This window comes from Schaalia odontolytica (assembly GCF_031191545.1).
GTDB lineage: Bacteria > Actinomycetota > Actinomycetes > Actinomycetales > Actinomycetaceae > Pauljensenia > Pauljensenia odontolytica.
Genome location: NZ_CP133472.1, coordinates 1,148,124 through 1,164,403, shown reverse-complemented (window position 1 = coordinate 1,164,403; position 16,280 = coordinate 1,148,124). Strand labels below are relative to the sequence as shown.

The following is a 16,280-nucleotide window of genomic DNA, read 5'->3' as shown; positions in this document are numbered from 1 at the left end:
CGTGGGCTACGGAACAAAACTGGTATGCAGCCAAGCATATGACCACTTGTTCATATTCACAAGCGTGTTCAAGGGGTAACGAGGCCGGGGATGGCTCTTCGGAGAGGCGCACTCACGGGACCGCCAGACTCACCCCCGCCTCTCGCGCATTGTCCGCGCGAGGATGCCGTGCCTCGGCGCGAAGACCCAGGCGAGCACGAAGCACGCGGTGAGCACGAGGACGATCGTGGCGCCCGTGGGCACGTCCAAGGACCACGACAGGTACAGGCCCACCAGACCACCCGCCGCCCCCAGAGCGGGCGACAGGATCATCATGGTCCCCAGGCGGTCGCACAGGAGCCGCGCCGTGGCCGCGGGGGTGACGAGCAGCGCCAGCACGAGCACATTGCCGATCGTCTGCACCGAGATGACGACCGCCAGGGCCACGGCGACGTACAGGGACAGATCAGCAGCAAGCACACGCACGCCCGCGGCCCGCGCGCTCTCGCGGTCCAGCGTCACGGCGACGATCGGCCGGTGCGCCAGGAAGAGCATGACCAGCACGAACAGGGCACCACCCAGCACCACGGGCACATCCGACGCGGGAATGCCCGTGATCGACCCGAAGAGGAAGTCCTGCAGGCTGCCCGCGTACCCGGGGGCGCGCGCGATGATCGCGACGCCAAGGGCAAAGGCGCCCACGAAGAGCACGCCGATGACGGAGTCCTCCTTGAGCCGCCGGTTCTGCGCCAACAGGGCCACAAGCACGGCGGTCACGACGCCCGCGAGCGCGCCGCCGAGCACCAGGGACCCGCCGCACACGAAGGCGATCGCGAGGCCCGGGAAAACGGAGTGCGCGACCGCGTCGCCGATGAACGCCATGCCACGCAGGACGACGTGTACGCCGACGCTGCCGCACACCAGGGCGGCGACGACGGCGATCAGCAGCGCGCGCGGCAGGAAGGCCAGCGCGGGATTCGTCAGGTCGCGGAAGAAGTCGTAGGGGCTCAGGAAGTCCGCGGCGGGCGCAAGGCCCGCGCGAATGGGGACGAGGCCGGAGCTCACCGCGTGAATGACGGTGCTCATGCGCGCACTCCTAGGGCGTCGAGGATCGGGTTGTCGGGTCGCACGTCGAAGGCGCGGATCCACGGGTCGGCGTCGGCCAGATCAGCGGGCGTTCCCGAGGCGACGATCGTCCGGCGCAGCAGGTAGAGGCGGTCGCAGCCGGCCCGCGCGCCGATGAGGTCGTGCGTGGTCATGAGGAGGGCACGCCCCCCGTCCGCGAGGGAGCGGAACAGGTCCATGAGCATCTCCTGGGTCGGCATGTCCAGGCCCGTGAAGGGCTCGTCGAGGAGCAGCACGGCGGGACGGATCGCGAGGGCCCGCGCGACGAGGACGCGCTGGCGCTGCCCGCCGGACAGCTCGCCGATGGGACGCTTCGCCAGGTCGCGCATACCCACGAGCGACAGGGCCTCCTCGACCGCCCGGAAGTGCGGGGTCCGCGCGCGCCCCAGCAACCCGCGCCGCACGGTGACGGCCTGCAGGACAGCGTCGCGCACGCTGATCGGGAAGTCCCACGCGAACTCGTGCCGCTGCGGCACGTACCCAATCGCGCCGTCGGTCTCGACGCTGCCGCTGGAGGGGATGAGCCCCAGGATCGAGCGAATCAGCGTGGTCTTGCCCGCGCCGTTGGGTCCGATGAGGCCGACGAGCTCCCCGGCCTCGACCTCCAGGTCGACGCCCTCGAGGACACTGCGCCCACCCAGGGACGCGCCGAGCCCGGAGACGCGCAGCTGGCTCACTGCTCCCCTCCCCCATCGACGAGGCCGCGCTCGCCCGAGGCCTTACCCTGGGTGGGCGCCGAGTCGGACGAGGCCGGGGCCGCTTCCACGCTTCCCTCACCGCGGGAGTCGGGTAGGGGCGCGAGGATGGAGTCGGCCTCGGCGATGGCGGCGGCCTGTTCGGCGCGGCTGCGGCGCGAGCGCGCCACGACGAGGGCACCGATCACGAGGAGGGACAGCGCGGCCACGGTGATGATCGCGAGGAAGGCCCAGTCAGGCAGCCCGCCGGAGGAGGCGGAGGACGAAGAGGCAGGAGCACCGGCGTTACCGGTCGCCTGGGGAGCGGCCCCGGGTGCCGAGTCCTGGGACGCCGGGCCCTCGGATGCCGGTCCGGAGGCACCGGCGGGCGCGGCCTTGGCAAGGGCCTCGGATGCCGACGCGGCATCACCCACGGCGAAGCGCAGGGTCGTGGAGGCGCTGACGGCCTCGCCTGCGGTGGTCGTGCCGAGGAAGGTGACGGTCGCCGTGTAGGTGCCGGGGGCGGAGAACGCCCAGTTGGCGTGCACGTGCGTGCCCGAGTCGATCCACACGTCGCCGGGCGCCGCGGCGGAGTCGGCGAGCAGGAGGGGCTTGCCGAAGGTGCCGGACTGCAGGAACAGCCACGCGCGGCCGGGGCCGCTCACGGGGCCGACGCGCATGGTGAGGCCACGGTCGATGGTGGCCGTGACGGCGGGATCCTGCGTGTTCCAGCCGAGCCACACGACGCTGGGGTTTTGCGTCTGGGGGACGACGTACACGGGCTCGCCCGCGACGTCGGCCAGGAAGGGGTAGTCGGCGGAGTCGGGCGCGGTCATGACGGCCGCGTCGGCAACCCGCAGGACGGTCTGGTTGGGGTCGCGCCACACGGCGCCACTCTCGGCATCGTGGCGCAGGCCGGCGCGCCACTGCCCGTCGATCAGTCGGGGGCCGAGGTCGACGTGCCCGACGCTAATCTCCGAGGCCTCATTCGACCACTCTTCATGAGCCGCAACACTCTGCGCGAGGTCGGGGTCGGGACTCGGGTCGGCGACAGAAGAGGGCGCGCCCGCGACGACGAGGAACGCCGACACGATGAGAGCGAACACCGACATGCCCAGACGGGGGAATGGCGTCATTAGAGCCGCGACACGCCGACGACACGCCGCACGGATGCTTCTAATGCTGCAATTCCCCCCAGGGGCGGCGGCGGGGCCTGGCCGGGCTTCGAGACGCGGCGCCGAGCGCAGCTCGGTCGCCAAGTCTCGCGGGCGTGCCTCAACAGGTGATGCCAGCCCGCTCGGTCCCGGGGGCGGCGGCAGGGCCTGGCCGGGCTTCGAGATCGACCACTCCGAGCGAAGCTCGCGTGTGGCGATCTCGCGGGCGGGCCGCCGCCCCCGGGACCACAACGAAGCGGGCTGGCAGGCCCCGCGGCGGCCGGCAGCAGAGTGAGAAACGTGGTGTGTCATGGCATCTCCTTGCCGCCCAGGCAGCGTGCCAGTGAGCGGGCGTTGTGTTGCATCATGTCGATGTAGGTGGGTGCTTGGTCGTCAAGGGTGTCACCGTACAGGGGGCAGATCTCCACGCCCGCGTCGGTGGCGGCGGTGCGTAGGGTGGAGCGGGTGCGCGCCAGGTTGGGTTCGAGGAACACCGCGGGGATCGAGGAGTCGGCCAGGGTGGCCTGGAGTTTGATCCGGTCGGCGATGGAGGGTTCGACGCTGGGGTTGGGCGCGACGAATCCGGCGACGGTGAGCCCGTAGGCGTTCGCCAGGTAGGCGTAGGCGTCGTTGGTGGTGACGAGTTTGCGTCGCTCTTCGGGGATAGACGCGATGGTCGAGGCCACGGTGGCGTCGAGCTCGTCGAGGCGCGTCAGGTAGGCGGCTGCGTTGGCCCGGTAGGTGGCCTCGCCGTCGGGGTCGACGGAGATCAACGAGTCGCGGATGACGCGCACGTACGCCTGGGCGTTGTGGACGTCGTGCCACAGGTGGGGGTCGATGTCACCGTGGACGTGCTTGCCGAGGACGGCCTGGGGCAGCATATACACGCTGTCCCCCGCCTCGCCGATGAAACGGAACGAGGACTCACCGGGGATCGTCGTGAGCGCGCGGGTGGGCACTTCGATGACGACCTGGTCGAGGTCGGTGCACTCCATGGTGGAGGCGACGGCCGCGCCCGTGGTTCCGGCGCCCACGCAGGGGGCCGAGGCCTCGTCCCCGGAAAGCGCGCCCGCGTCGGAGGCGAGTTCGACGCGCTTGGTGGTGAGGTTGACGGTGATGTCGGCGTGGCCGGCGCGCAGGATGCGTCGGCCTTCGGCGGCGGCGATGTCCTCGGGCGGGGTGCCGACGGCGAAGACGGCGGTGCCTTCCCCGACGGGTGCGGGGGTGGCACCGGGGGTGGTGCGCAGGTGGGCGCGGAAGTGGACGCGGTAGATGCCGGGTTGGGTGAACGCCCAGCTCATGTGCTGGTGGGCGTCGGCGGGCAGCTGCGCGGTGTCGGTGTCGTATCCGGTGGCGGCGTTGAAGCCGTCGGAGGACGCGAAGGCGATCTCAGGCTGCCCGAAGGACGTGGTGAGGTACGCGGCGGCCTGCCCAGGCCCGTCGACGCCGGTGGTCGTCAGGTCAATCTGCGAGGCGCGGGTGGCCCCCATGTCGGTGCCGTCGCCCCACACGCGCATGCCGAGCCACGGGGTATCGAGCGCACGGTCTTCGACGAGGGGGAGGATGGTCGCGCCGTTTTTGGCGGCCTCCTCGGCGACGGACACGGAGCGTGAGCCTGCGGGCAGGTTGGAGTCGAGGGCCCGGATGAGGGCGTGTTCCTCGAGCATGAGGTAGTTGGAGAAGGCGAGGTCCGCGTAGGCCACGTCGCGCACTGTGCGCAGGGAGGGCTCCCACGAGTGCGGGTCGGCCCCGTCGGGCACCATCTGCGTGACGTGGACGCGGTCTCCGGCGACGTTACGCACGAGATCGGCGAGGATGCCGGTCGTGGCGACGACGCGCAGTTCGCCGTCGGTAGCGGGGTCGGGCGCGGGCGCGCACCCGGCCAGGGTCGCCGTGAGCGCTAACGTCGAGGCAGCGAGCATACGCCCACTCCCCCGCCACCCACGGAAGGGGAGGCGGGGGATGAAGGAGAGTCGGCCTCGTAAATGAGGGGTCACAGCGCTTTGCGCAGGTTGCGGCGGCGTCCGATCGCGCCCACCCACACGCAGGCCGCGCCCGTGAGCGCCCACGTCAGGGAGACGACAGTCAGGGGGATGGTGTCGGCGCCGGTGGTGGCCAGGGAGAGGTCGCAGTCCTTGCCCGAGGCGGTGCGGCCGACGACCTGGGAGACCATGGGTCGCCCGTTGGGGCCGGTCGCGCCCGTCGCGGTGAGGTCGCCGCCGCCACCGAAGCCGCTGCCCGCGAGCGCCTCGCCGTTGGGGGTGACGCGCATGGTGATGGTGAGGGTGTAGGTGCCGGGGGCGGTGAACACCCAGTTCTGGTGGGCGTGCGTATTGGCGCCGAGCGTGTAGGCGCTGCCGGGGCCGTCGAAGACGTGCTCGCCGACGCCGGAGCCGAGAGAGCCCGCATTGAAGACGGCGACGCGTCCGGGGCCTTCGACGGCGTCGAGGGTGAATTGGACGGGGCCCGTGGTGCCACTAACGATTTCTTCGCGCTGGGAGTTCAGTCCCAGCCAGGGCACACCCGCGATCTGGGTGGAGGGGATCAGCCAGACGCTCGAGCCGGGCGTGGCGACGAAGCCGAGGTCGGCGGGCGCGGTGATGCGCGCGGCGTCACCGAGGGCGAAGGTCAGGGACGAGGGGTCGACCCACTGGGCGGGCTGCGTGCGGTCGTCCTTGACGCGGGCGACGAGGGTGCCGTTTTCGATGGCGGGTCCCAGGTCGAAGTGGCCGTCGGTCGCGTTGCCGGAGGCACCGTCCCCGACGCTCACGGTCAGCGTGGTGCGCGCGGTGTTGGCTGGGGCGCTGTTGGAGGCGAGGGTGGCGGCCTCGGCTTCGGTGGCCTCGCGGGTGATGCGGGTGGCGACGCAGCGCTCACCGGCGTTGGTCCCGCTCGTGGTGCGCGGTCCCGAGGCGGGGGCTGGGTTCGCGCCGCCCGTGGTGCCGGTCGCGCCCGTGTTGGTCGCGGGGGCCGCGGGGCCGCCAGTCGCGCCGGGGGCCGCGTTGCCGGACTGGTCTTGTGCGGCCTGATTGTTCGTGGAGTTCACGGAGCCGGGGTTCACGCCGGGGGCGGGAGCGGGCTGCGCCTGGTCGTTGGAGGGGCCCTGCGCGTACTGGGCGATGCACGAGGCCTCGTCGGCGACGTCGATCGTGTACGTGCGGGCGGGCGCGACGGCGTTGGCGGCGCCGGTGTTGCCGGGGGTCCATGCGCTGGCCTGGACGGTCAGCGTGTAGCGGCCGGCGCGCGTGAAGAGCCAGTTGACGTGCTTGTGGGCTGCGTAGGGCTGGTCGATGTCGTCGCCTTCGGGGGCGAGGTCGAAGCTACCGTCGGCGGTGACCGCCTTGGTGCCCTCGGTGAAGCTGGAGGTGAAGGCGTAGATGCGGCCGTCGGCCGGGCCCGTGTAGCTCACGTGAAAGCGCGCCGCGTCGTAACCGCCGGCGGCCACGCCCAGGGTGTCCCACCCGGGCCACAGGACGCTGGCCTGGTTGTCGCCGGCCTGGCCGAGGAGGTAGGCGGCGGCGGGCGCACCGGTCGCCTGGCTGACGGATGCGGGGATCTGTGTGAGCGTGGAGCCCTTGACGGCGAGGAGGGTCTGCTCGGGTTCGCGCATGACGCCGGACCCGGTGGCGTCCTCCTTGATACGCAGGGTGAGGGTCCCGGCTGCGTCGGAGGTCAGGTCGAAGATGTCGGCGTGGCCGCGGTCCAGGGTGGCGGTGGTGCCTGCGGGGGCGGTGCGCATGGCGTAGCAGGCGCTCAGGTCCGCGGACGAGGCCGGGGCGCCCTCCTCAGTCGAGGCGTCGGCTTCGGCGGTGGTGGCGCCCGTGTCTGCGGCGCTCGTGTCTGAGGCCGTCGCGTCGGTTGCGGCATCGGGGCCGGTTGTGGCCTCGTCGGCGGCCTGAGCGGCTGCAGGGGCAAGGAAGGAGGCGGCTGCAAGGGCCATTGCGGCGAAAGCCCGGGCAGCTGCGCGGCCCGGGTTCCTGTGCTTCGTGGGGTTCATGGAGGGTGTCCTCTAGGTGCGTCGCACGTGAATATGAATGAGAATCGTTATCATTCTATGCCCATTCTGACGATCGCGCAAAGTTCTAGCGCCCGAAACTTACCTCTCACACCCTGGTAATGCCGCTACCCCGGATGACCCGCACGCCTCCCCGCTCTCATAGGTCCACTCCCGGCGCACGTCCTCCCCACCCGCTCCGATGACACCCGCTCCCCACCCAAGATCCGGGATCCGCTCGAACGACGCACCCGCGCTTGAGGGCCTCGCACTAATCCGCATGATCCTGATTGACCTTTGCGCGTCCTCACCCGAAGAGCACTGACTGTGCGAGCTAATTGTGACGGTAGGCGCACACTCGTTCACAGCGTGTGTCCGCAGCAACTTTTCTTTGCAATTACTTGGTTCTTGGTGCGACGCATCTTACTGTCCGAACGGTTGATTGGGACTTTTGAGAGGGATAGGCTATAACCATCAAGCGCCTGACGAAGCTGCCAAGCTAGTCCGGCGCTTTTCTTGTTTGAAACGCAGGGTCGCGCCGACGCCACCCGCGTTGGCACACTCCACGTACGAGACCCGCCGGGTCATCCTCGGCCTCGTCAAGCAGGGAATGAACACTCAATACAATCCCACAAGGAGTCCACTCATGTTCTCTACCATCGACGTCATGGTTGCCCAGGCCCACATCGATCAGCTCAACGAGCTCGCCGACGCCAAGCGCTCGCGCAAGGCCGACCGCCACTGAGCACTCCCGGCTCGTCCGGAGTAAGGCAAGTCCGCAGACCCGCAAGGGCTGCGGACTTTTTGCATACCGTCGCGACCGCGCTTGAGACAGCAACCCGAAACGTATCTAATCCAAGAAGGAGGATGTTCGTATGCTTATTTCGAGGGGCGCCTTGCGCTCGACTTGATACCGTCAACATGCTCATTCAGGCTTGTGGATACCTTGCGCCACATCGGATCAAGTACGAAATCTATGCCACGTCTGCGCGCATACTTTGCGGCAGGTACGAAGTCAGAGTCACCAGAGATGAGGATGATCTGCGTGACGAGATCACGTTCGGCCAACGAAGCAATATCGAGACCAATACGCATATCGACTCCCTTCTGCGTGATGTTGAGTCGAATGTCGCGGTCGGTCAAGCTCTCAACAGTCCTTCTACCCGCACACAGATCCTTCAGCACTCCGGGCCGCAGCGTATATTCACCGGCGCTTGATAGCTCTTCGCCTCTTCGCAAGGCAACCTTGCGCTTCTTCATCAATGCTTCGAAGAATGCGGTCATCCATCGATGCTGATCACTCTGGGCAAGGTTCACCTGGCGTTTCGCGATGGGATTGAAAACCACTTTCGTTGATGGCGGGCAGTCGTAGTAGAAGATCCGGTAGAGGCTTGCCTCTTCAGCACTTCCCTTGTTGAGGTGGCGTATGCAGTAAGAAAACAGCTCATCTGCACGCTCCTCGGGGGTCTTGTCACCAAACAGCTTCTTTGCCTGAATGCGGTAGAACCCACCATCGACAAGGATCGCTGTACGTTCGGAAAAACTAGCCACGTTGCCGCTCCTCAATAGATAAAAAGCCAGTCATCGGCTTCTCCATATCAGCGGAGGGTCAACGGCTGGCTTTGCTACCGAAATCTTAGCACTTCGCACGGCATATGTCTATGTCATCATTTTGCCTGCGGTGTGAAGGGATAACACGGTTGACAACACCATTCGGAACTCTGACCCCTATCGACGGATTCGGGCTCTGATTCAATACCTCGTATCCCTGGACGGACGCGGAGTCAAGAAGAGCTGTCTTATCACCACTGTTCGGGGCCTGAGTACCCGGAGGAAACGGCAGCCCTACACGCGCGGCCTGGCCGCGGTGCCGGTGGGCGGTGGCGGGGCCTGGCCGGGCTTCGAGGCGACGCGCCGAGCGGAGCTCGCGGCGCGGACGGCTCGCGGGCGGGCCGCCGCCCACCGGCACACACAGTGGCCCGGAGGCGGGGCAACCGGCGCACGGAACACCAGCGACACCACAGACATTGTTTCACGTGAAACATCCGCCCAACCACCGGCCCCGTTACCCCGTACGGCCGGGAAAGTGGCACACTTGACCTATACGGCTATACGTAACTTCATGCAAAGGATGGCATGCCTTGACTCAGCCTTCGACCAACGGCGACAACCCGGCCTCGTCCGGGCGCACGCCCGCGCAGGGAAACCGTCTTGACCCCTGGTACGACGTCTACGCGGACCGCGCTCATAACTTGCGCGCATCTGAGATCCGAGCTCTCTTCTCCGTTGTGTCGCGCCCCGAGGTCGTGTCTCTCGCAGGCGGCATGCCCAACCTGAAGGACCTCCCTCTCGATAGGCTGGCCGCCTCCGCAGAAAAGCTGATTCGCAACCACGGCGCGCAGGCCATGCAATACGGCAGCGGCCAGGGATGGGAGGTCCTGCGTGAACGCATCACCGAGGTGATGACATACGACGGCATCGTCGGCGCCGACCCGGACGACGTGGTGGTCACGACGGGCAGCCAGCAGGCCCTCGACCTCGTCACGGAGCTCTTCGTGAACCCGGGCGACGTCATCCTTGCCGAGGCCCCCTCCTACGTGGGCGCGCTGGGCGTGTTCCATGCACGCCAGGCCGACGTCGTGCACGTTGCCATGGACGAGCACGGCATCATCCCCGAGGCCCTGGTGGAGACCATCCGTGACGTGCGTGCGTCTGGCCGCACGATCAAGTTCATCTACATCATCCCGAACTACCACAACCCCGCCGGTGTCACGCTCTCCGCGGAGCGTCGCCCCATCATCGCTGAGATCTGCCTGCGCGAGCACGTCCTGATCGTCGAGGACAACCCCTACGGGCTGCTCGGCTTCCACAGCGATCCCCTGCCGGCCATTGCCTCGTACAGCCCTGAGGGCGTCGTCTACCTCGGCTCCTTCTCGAAGATGTTCGCCCCCGGCTTCCGCATCGGCTGGGCCTACGCACCCCACGCGATACGCGCGAAGCTCGTGCTGGCCCTCGAGTCCGCGATCCTGTGCCCGTCGATGGTCGGCCAGATGGCGATCGCCGACTACCTGAGCAACTACGACTGGTACGGCCAGGTCAAGTCCTTCCGTTCGATGTACGCGGAGCGCTGCCGCGCGATGCTGACCTCGCTCGAGGAATACATGCCGTCGTGCTCGTGGACGGTCCCCGACGGCGGCTTCTACACGTGGGTGACGCTACCCGAAGGCCTCGACGCGAAGGCCATGCTGCCGCGCGCCGTGCGCGCCCAGGTGGCCTACGTGTCGGGCACGGCATTCTTCTACGACGGCACCGGATCGAACCACCTGCGCCTGTCCTTCTGCTACCCCACTCCCGAGGAGATCCGCGAGGGCGTTCGCCGCCTCTCGACGGTCGTCAATACGGAGAAGGAAATAGTCGACATGTTCGGTACGGCCTCTGGCAACGAGGCCGGGGCCGGCTCGGATCGTTAACACTTACCTGAGGAGAAACCCCCATGGCTACCAAAGTTCTGATCATCGCCGGCGGACTGACGCACGAGCGCGACGTTTCTGTTCGCTCGGGTCGGCGGGTCGCTAACATTTTGGCGCAGTTCGGCTACGAGGTCCTCATTTCCGACGTTGACGCCTCCCTCCCTGAGGCGATTGCGACATTTGCGCCGGATGTTGTGTGGCCGCTCGTCCACGGCTCGATTGGCGAGGACGGCTCCCTGCAGTCCTTCCTGGAGTCACTGGGAATCCCCTTCGTAGGCTCGTCATCGGTGCAGGCCATGCTCGCCTCAAACAAGCCCACTGCCAAGGCTCTGCTGGGCTCTGCGGGCCTTACGACGCCCGGCTGGGTGACCCTTCCGCAGGCGATTTTCCGGCAGCTGGGAGCCTCTCACGTGCTGTCTGCTCTCGAGGGTTCGGTGTCTTTTCCCGTCGTCATCAAGCCGACGGACGGCGGCTCCGCGCTCGGTATTTCGACCGCTCAGGATCCCAAGGCCCTGCGTCGCGCCATGGTCGATGCTTTTGCCTACGGGCAGCGTCTGATGGTCGAGCAGCGCATTGACGGCCGCGATGTGGCCGTCTCCGTCGTCGATCTGTGGGACGGCCCTGTGGCTCTTCCCCCGGTAGAGGTATCGACGGACGGCGGCCGCTACGACTACGACGCCCGCTACACGACGGACGAGACCGAGTACTTCGTTCCCGCACGCCTCTCCGACGAGCTTCTCGCGGACCTGCAGGCTGCGGCCGTCGAGGCCCACACGACGCTTGGCCTGCGCGACCTGTCCCGGATGGACTTCGTCGTCGACGACGAGGGTACCTGCTGGTTCATCGACGCGAACGTCGCGCCCGGCATGACGGACACCTCGCTCCTCCCCCAGGCCGCCGACGCTCTCGAGGATTCTTCTTTCGCCCGGCTGTGTGCCGATATCGTCGACTTCGTGGCTGGCGGCCGCGACGTCCACAGCGTCGACTACATCATCGACGAGGATGGCGGTGCCGTCATCATTGACGAGGATGCCGAGGCAAGCGAGGAGTAATCCCTCATTCAACGCACTGCGGGCCCGGGAGGATCGTCCTCCCGGGCCCGCATGTTTCACGTGAAACAATGTCCATCTTGTGTGTGCATGCTTCGACTGACGACGTTCGCCCGTGACTCGTTGTACGCGCGATGCGACAGAGACACGACATCGGCGAGAGATATCGTTCTCTGTACGGCTCTGTGTCGTTGTCGCGATTCCGAGCGTCAGACAGTTTCGCCGACACAGAGCATCTCAGAGAAGCACTCCGAGCTCTTTCAAACGCGTTTCGGCGTCCTCGACACCCTTCCAGACGATGCCCTGCACGCCGAGCAACTCGGCTGCGCGAACATTCTCGCGACGGTCATCGATGAAAATAACGTTCTCATGGGGCACGTTGAGACGCACGAGGACGTCACGATAGATGCCGCGCGAGGGCTTGCAGACACCGTAGTGGCACGAGAAAGCAAAGAAGTCAAACAGACTCCCCCACTTGGAATGACGAATGGCCTTGGCCACCGGGTACGGAGTGTTCGATAGAATACCGACCCGCACGCCCTGATGGCGAAGGCGGCGCACGAGAGCCAGAGTCGCCTCGTTTGCGGTATCCATCCGCGAGGTATCGAGGGCCACGAGTTGTTTCAGGAGTGCGCTCGAAGGCTCGGGATGACCGCAATCCCCTGCGATCCTATCCCAAAAGTCACGATCGGGTAGGCCTGCGTCATAGTCCCCGCGATGCGTCCACATGGCCTGGTCAACGAGCGTTGTGAGCCCGCGAGAGCCATCGCCGAACAGCTCAGCGATCGCTTGTGGGTCCGGGTGGGTATCGACGAGGACGCCACCGACATCGAAAAGCACGGTGCGCGAACTGCCTTGGGCGTTCATGCCTTTCGCTCCTTCTAGTACTGCGAGGGTCCGACGGCGGACCCTTTAGATGTAGTTTAAGCGTTAGTTCATTCGAAGATTAGGCCAGGAAGTGTCGCGTAGGAAACATACTGCGCTTGATCTGCGAAAACAATGACGGACGTCGATTATCGGAGAATAAGGTCTGCAATTCGCTGAAGGTCGTCGGATCCCGCGAACTCGATGACGATTCGACCCTTTTTGCGTCCCTCCGTGATTGTTACGCGCGTATCGTACGCATCGGAAAGAGCCGACACAACGCTCTCACCCAGCGTCGACAGGGGACGCTGCTGGCGGGCACGCGGCCGAGGCGTCGCCGCCTTGGCCTTGCCGAGACGCACAATCTCTTCGGTGGTACGCACCGACAGACCTTCGGCCACGATACGCTCGGCCAGTCGCTCCATCTCCTCCGGCGTTGACAAAGACAGCAGGGCGCGTGCATGTCCCGCGGTGATGACCTGTGCAGCTACCTTCTTCTGGACGGACGGCGGGAGCTTGAGCAGGCGCAGGGTATTAGCAATCTGCGGGCGCGATCGGGCGATTCGCTTGGCGAGCTCTTCCTGCGTCGCACCGAAATCAGCCATGAGCTGCTGATACGCACTCGCTTCCTCCAACGGGTTGAGCTGGGCCCGGTGTAGATTCTCCAAGAGAGCGTCGCGGAGCAGATCCCCGTCCTCGGTCTCCCTGATGATTGCTGGAATCGTGGTTTCGCCGGCGAGCTGAGAAGCACGCAGGCGGCGCTCACCCATGATCAGTTCGTAACGCGCCTCGGGCTTATCCCCGAGGAATTCCTCGAGCTTCTTGGAACGCCCCTGAGTGGGAATGGTACGAACGACGACGGGCTGGAGAACACCAACCTCCTTGATGGAGGCCGACAACTCCTTCAGATCGTCCTCGTCGAAGACCTCGCGAGGCTGCTTCGTGTTGGGAACGATCTGATCGATCGCAACTTCGGCGAAGGATGCGCCGGGAACCGGAAGAAGCTCGTGGTCGACAGATGTTTCACGTGAAACACTATCCCCAGCGGGAGCTTTCTCGGGGGCTACGGGCACACGCGCCCCGCCCTTGCGGGAATCGGATCCATTGATTCCACCACCGAGACCGTTACGAGAACTTGAACCGCGACGTCCGCCAGCGGCGTCGACAGAGGGCATGGTCGGACGCTTCTTCTTCGACGAGGAAGCGGCACGCTTCGGCTGGAGTAGATCCTTTGCGGAACCTCCCCTACTGCCAGCGGAGCTACCTTCGGGGAAGAAGACGTCGAGCGGACGAGAGGGGCTGGAAGGCGATGCCTGCGACGACTGCTCACCTGCCTGAGGAATGAGAGCACCAAGACCACGGCCAAGACCAGAATGCTTGCGAGCGCTCTTGCGACCCTCAGACTTCGATGATGTATCCGCCATTGCAATACTCCTTCAATTGCGTCGGTTCATTGTTTCACGTGAAACAATTCCGTGAGATCAGCTAGTGAGCGTCGTTCGTCACTTTGCTGCACCGATGACCAAATCCGATGACTAATGCGTTCCGATCAGCATAAACACAGACAACGCACCAAATGTTTCACGTGAAACAATCACTCACCGCCGGCAGAAAGGCGCTGACACAGCTCAAGAGCCGCCTTCCGGTACGCGATCGCGCCAACATTGCGAGGATCGTATGTGACGACCGTCTGGCCGTAGCTGGGAGCCTCGGAAATGCGCACGGAACGCGGAATAACGGTCTCAAAAGTATGTTCAGGGAAGTGGGAGCGAACCTCGCCCTCAACCTCCTCGGAAAGCTTGGTGCGCTTGTCTGCCATTGTCAGCAACATGCCCGAGACACGCAGGCCGGGATTGAGGTCGACTCCGATCCGCTCGACGGTGTTCCACAGCTGGCTCAGACCCTCGAGTGCGTAGTACTCGGCCTGAATCGGGATCATAACCTCGTCGGCAGCCACCATGACGTTGAGCGTCACCAGGCCAAGAGACGGCGGGCAGTCGATAAGGACGATGTCAATGTCTGCATGCTCTGCGACATACTCGCGCAGAGCCTCGCGGAGACGATACTCCCGTCGTTCAACGTCGACGAGTTCGATCTCCGCACCAGAAAGGTCAATCGTGGCCGGGCAGACCATAATGCCGTCAATATCAGCGCACGGCTGCACAACGTCTCCGATACTGGCACCGCCGATAATCACGTCGTAGGTGGAGGGGGTGCCGGCCGGGTGGGGGACACCCAACGCGCTGGACGCGTTTCCCTGAGCGTCGGCGTCGACAACGAGCACCGACAGGCCGCCCGTCGCGAGTCCCGCCGCGAGATTCACGGCCGAGGTCGTCTTACCGACACCACCCTTCTGATTCGCGACGGCAATAATGCGCGTGTGCGCGGGCCGCGGAAACGTCGCGTGCTCAAGCATCGCGAGGTCGCGCAGATTCCGCTCGATCTGGGTCGAGAGAGGGGTGTTGTTGGTACTCACGTGACACCTTCCTAAATCCTGCCCCTAGTTTACGGTGCGACGCACTCACTTCCAGCACGAAAGGCCCGTGATGCATCCAGCCGCACACAATCGAGTCGACACGCCGAACACGCACGAAAAATCTCTTCTGTAGGATCGATTCTCCCAGCGAAAGGCGGACGGGCGACAAAGTGTCAAGCGAGAGAAACGATCTGACGGAACATCGTAAAGATGTGATCCCAGTCACTATGTGACAGGAGCGTCGCAACAACCGCCACGACGCTCCTTCGCCCCGATGGGGAGGCCGTTACTTGATCCGCGTGCAGACGACCACGTAGGTGGACTCCTCCTCCATGATGGAGGGCACCTCATGGATGTCGGCACGCAGGTGGTGACGACGCAGCTCGGCCGAGGCCTCGTCCACCTCGATGGGCGCGCGGCGACCCTTGAGGGCCACGAGCGAACCACCGGGCGCTATGAGCTTAGAGGTCATACGCACCAGCTTGCTCATGTTCGCGACAGCACGGGCGGTGACGACGTCGGCCTTACCCTTGCCGCGAAGCTCCTCGGCGCGTGCCTGATGAATGGTCACGTTATCGAGGCCAAGGTCCTCGACGACGTCCATGAGCCACTCGACGCGGCGCGCCATGGGCTCAGCGAGGTGTACGTCGAGCTCGGGGCGGCACGCGGCGATCACGATGCCTGGCAGGCCGGAGCCAGAGCCGACATCGAGGACCTGGCGGCCCTCCTTGCGCGGCATGAAGTCCAAGACGGCGGCAGAGTTGACGATGTGGCGTGACCAGATGCGTTCCATGTCGCGCGGCCCGAGCAGGCCTCGGAGCTCGCCTTCCTCCTCCAGCATGCGCGCGAACTCGGCGACCTCGGCGAAGGCCGGGCCGAAAAACTCGCGGACGGGCGCAGTGGGCTCTTCTGGGACGAAGGGGTCGCCCACCTGGCGACCCCTTCCCGTACCGTTCGGCTTCTCACTCACCGTCGACGTCCTCGGGGAGGATCACGACGCGGCGGTGCGGCTCGGCACCCTCGGACTCGGAGGTGAGGCCCTCGTCGGCGACGACATCATGGCACACCTTGCGCTCGAAGGGATTCATGGCCTCGAGCTTGACGGCCTCGCCGGTGGCGCGCACGCGGGCGATGGCCTCGCGCGTGATGTCCTGCAGCTCTTCCTTGCGCTCGGCGCGGAAGCCGGCGATGTCAAGCATGAGACGCGAGCGCTCTCCGGTCTCGGTCTGGACGGCGAGGCGGGTGAGCTCCTGAAGGGCATCCAGGACCTCTCCGTCGTCGCCCACGAGGCGATCGAGGGCATCGGGGTCATCGGCGACGATCTCGACCGATGCGCGGCCGTTTTCAACGTCGATCTCGATGTCGCCGTCGAGGTCGGCGATGTCAAGCAGCTCCTCCAGGTAGTCGGCGGCGAGCTCGCCTTCTTCTTCGAGGCGGGTCAGCTTGTCTGCGTTGTCGTCACTCATGACGTGTCCTCCGTGGTGGGGAATGGGGT

General features: G+C 65.9%; 13 protein-coding genes. 2 read left to right on the top strand and 11 right to left on the bottom strand.

Going from position 1 to position 16,280, the window contains the following annotated elements; genetic code table 11:
- Positions 1-129 precede the first annotated feature (129 nt).
- From RDV55_RS04985 to RDV55_RS04960, 6 genes are all read right to left on the bottom strand, one after another.
- Positions 130-1,065 carry an anchored repeat-type ABC transporter permease subunit gene (locus RDV55_RS04985; RefSeq protein WP_111823287.1) on the bottom strand — a complete coding sequence of 312 codons (936 nt, stop codon included), beginning with the start codon at positions 1,063-1,065 and terminating at the stop codon, positions 130-132.
- Entirely contained in the window at positions 1,062-1,781 is a 720-nt protein-coding gene (locus RDV55_RS04980) for an anchored repeat-type ABC transporter ATP-binding subunit (protein WP_111823286.1), read from the bottom strand. The genes RDV55_RS04985 and RDV55_RS04980 overlap by 4 nt, the downstream gene beginning before the upstream one ends.
- Complete coding sequence (locus RDV55_RS04975) at positions 1,778-2,890, bottom strand: choice-of-anchor M domain-containing protein (protein WP_111823285.1); 1,113 nt, start codon at positions 2,888-2,890, stop codon at positions 1,778-1,780. Before RDV55_RS04975 ends, RDV55_RS04980 begins: the two co-directional genes overlap by 4 nt.
- Positions 2,891-3,240: 350 nt before the next feature.
- Positions 3,241-4,854 carry an anchored repeat ABC transporter, substrate-binding protein gene (locus RDV55_RS04970; protein ID WP_111823284.1) on the bottom strand — a complete coding sequence of 538 codons (1,614 nt, stop codon included), beginning with the start codon at positions 4,852-4,854 and terminating at the stop codon, positions 3,241-3,243.
- A gap of 71 nt (positions 4,855-4,925) precedes the next feature.
- Positions 4,926-6,929: a TIGR03773 family transporter-associated surface protein gene (locus tag RDV55_RS04965; RefSeq protein WP_111823283.1), complete on the bottom strand. Its 2,004-nt coding sequence runs from the start codon at positions 6,927-6,929 to the stop codon at positions 4,926-4,928.
- 876 nt (positions 6,930-7,805) lie between these two features.
- Complete coding sequence (locus RDV55_RS04960) at positions 7,806-8,477, bottom strand: NYN domain-containing protein (RefSeq protein WP_245907651.1); 672 nt, start codon at positions 8,475-8,477, stop codon at positions 7,806-7,808.
- A gap of 590 nt (positions 8,478-9,067) precedes the next feature.
- On the opposite strand from RDV55_RS04960, the gene RDV55_RS04955 reads away from it, so the two are divergent.
- Both RDV55_RS04955 and RDV55_RS04950 read left to right on the top strand, forming a co-directional pair.
- Complete coding sequence (locus tag RDV55_RS04955) at positions 9,068-10,396, top strand: aminotransferase-like domain-containing protein (protein WP_111823280.1); 1,329 nt, start codon at positions 9,068-9,070, stop codon at positions 10,394-10,396.
- A 23-nt stretch (positions 10,397-10,419) separates the two neighbouring features.
- Positions 10,420-11,448 (top strand): D-alanine--D-alanine ligase family protein, encoded by a 1,029-nt coding sequence (locus RDV55_RS04950; RefSeq protein ID WP_111823279.1) that lies wholly within the window; start codon positions 10,420-10,422, stop codon positions 11,446-11,448.
- A 234-nt stretch (positions 11,449-11,682) separates the two neighbouring features.
- Here the strand turns inward: RDV55_RS04950 and RDV55_RS04945 are convergent, their stop codons facing one another.
- The 5 genes from RDV55_RS04945 to RDV55_RS04925 form a co-directional block, all read right to left on the bottom strand.
- A complete protein-coding gene (locus tag RDV55_RS04945) occupies positions 11,683-12,312 on the bottom strand; it encodes an HAD family hydrolase (protein WP_111823278.1) in 630 nt (209 codons plus the stop codon).
- A gap of 146 nt (positions 12,313-12,458) precedes the next feature.
- Positions 12,459-13,733: a ParB/RepB/Spo0J family partition protein gene (locus tag RDV55_RS04940; protein WP_111823277.1), complete on the bottom strand. Its 1,275-nt coding sequence runs from the start codon at positions 13,731-13,733 to the stop codon at positions 12,459-12,461.
- 170 nt (positions 13,734-13,903) lie between these two features.
- Positions 13,904-14,785 (bottom strand): ParA family protein, encoded by an 882-nt coding sequence (locus RDV55_RS04935; protein WP_111823276.1) that lies wholly within the window; start codon positions 14,783-14,785, stop codon positions 13,904-13,906.
- 286 nt (positions 14,786-15,071) lie between these two features.
- Complete coding sequence (rsmG, locus tag RDV55_RS04930; protein WP_111823275.1) at positions 15,072-15,755, bottom strand: 16S rRNA (guanine(527)-N(7))-methyltransferase RsmG; 684 nt, start codon at positions 15,753-15,755, stop codon at positions 15,072-15,074.
- On the bottom strand, positions 15,748-16,251 hold the full coding sequence (locus tag RDV55_RS04925; RefSeq protein ID WP_111823274.1) for a Jag family protein: 504 nt from the start codon (positions 16,249-16,251) through the stop codon (positions 15,748-15,750). Before RDV55_RS04925 ends, rsmG begins: the two co-directional genes overlap by 8 nt.
- Positions 16,252-16,280 lie beyond the last annotated feature (29 nt).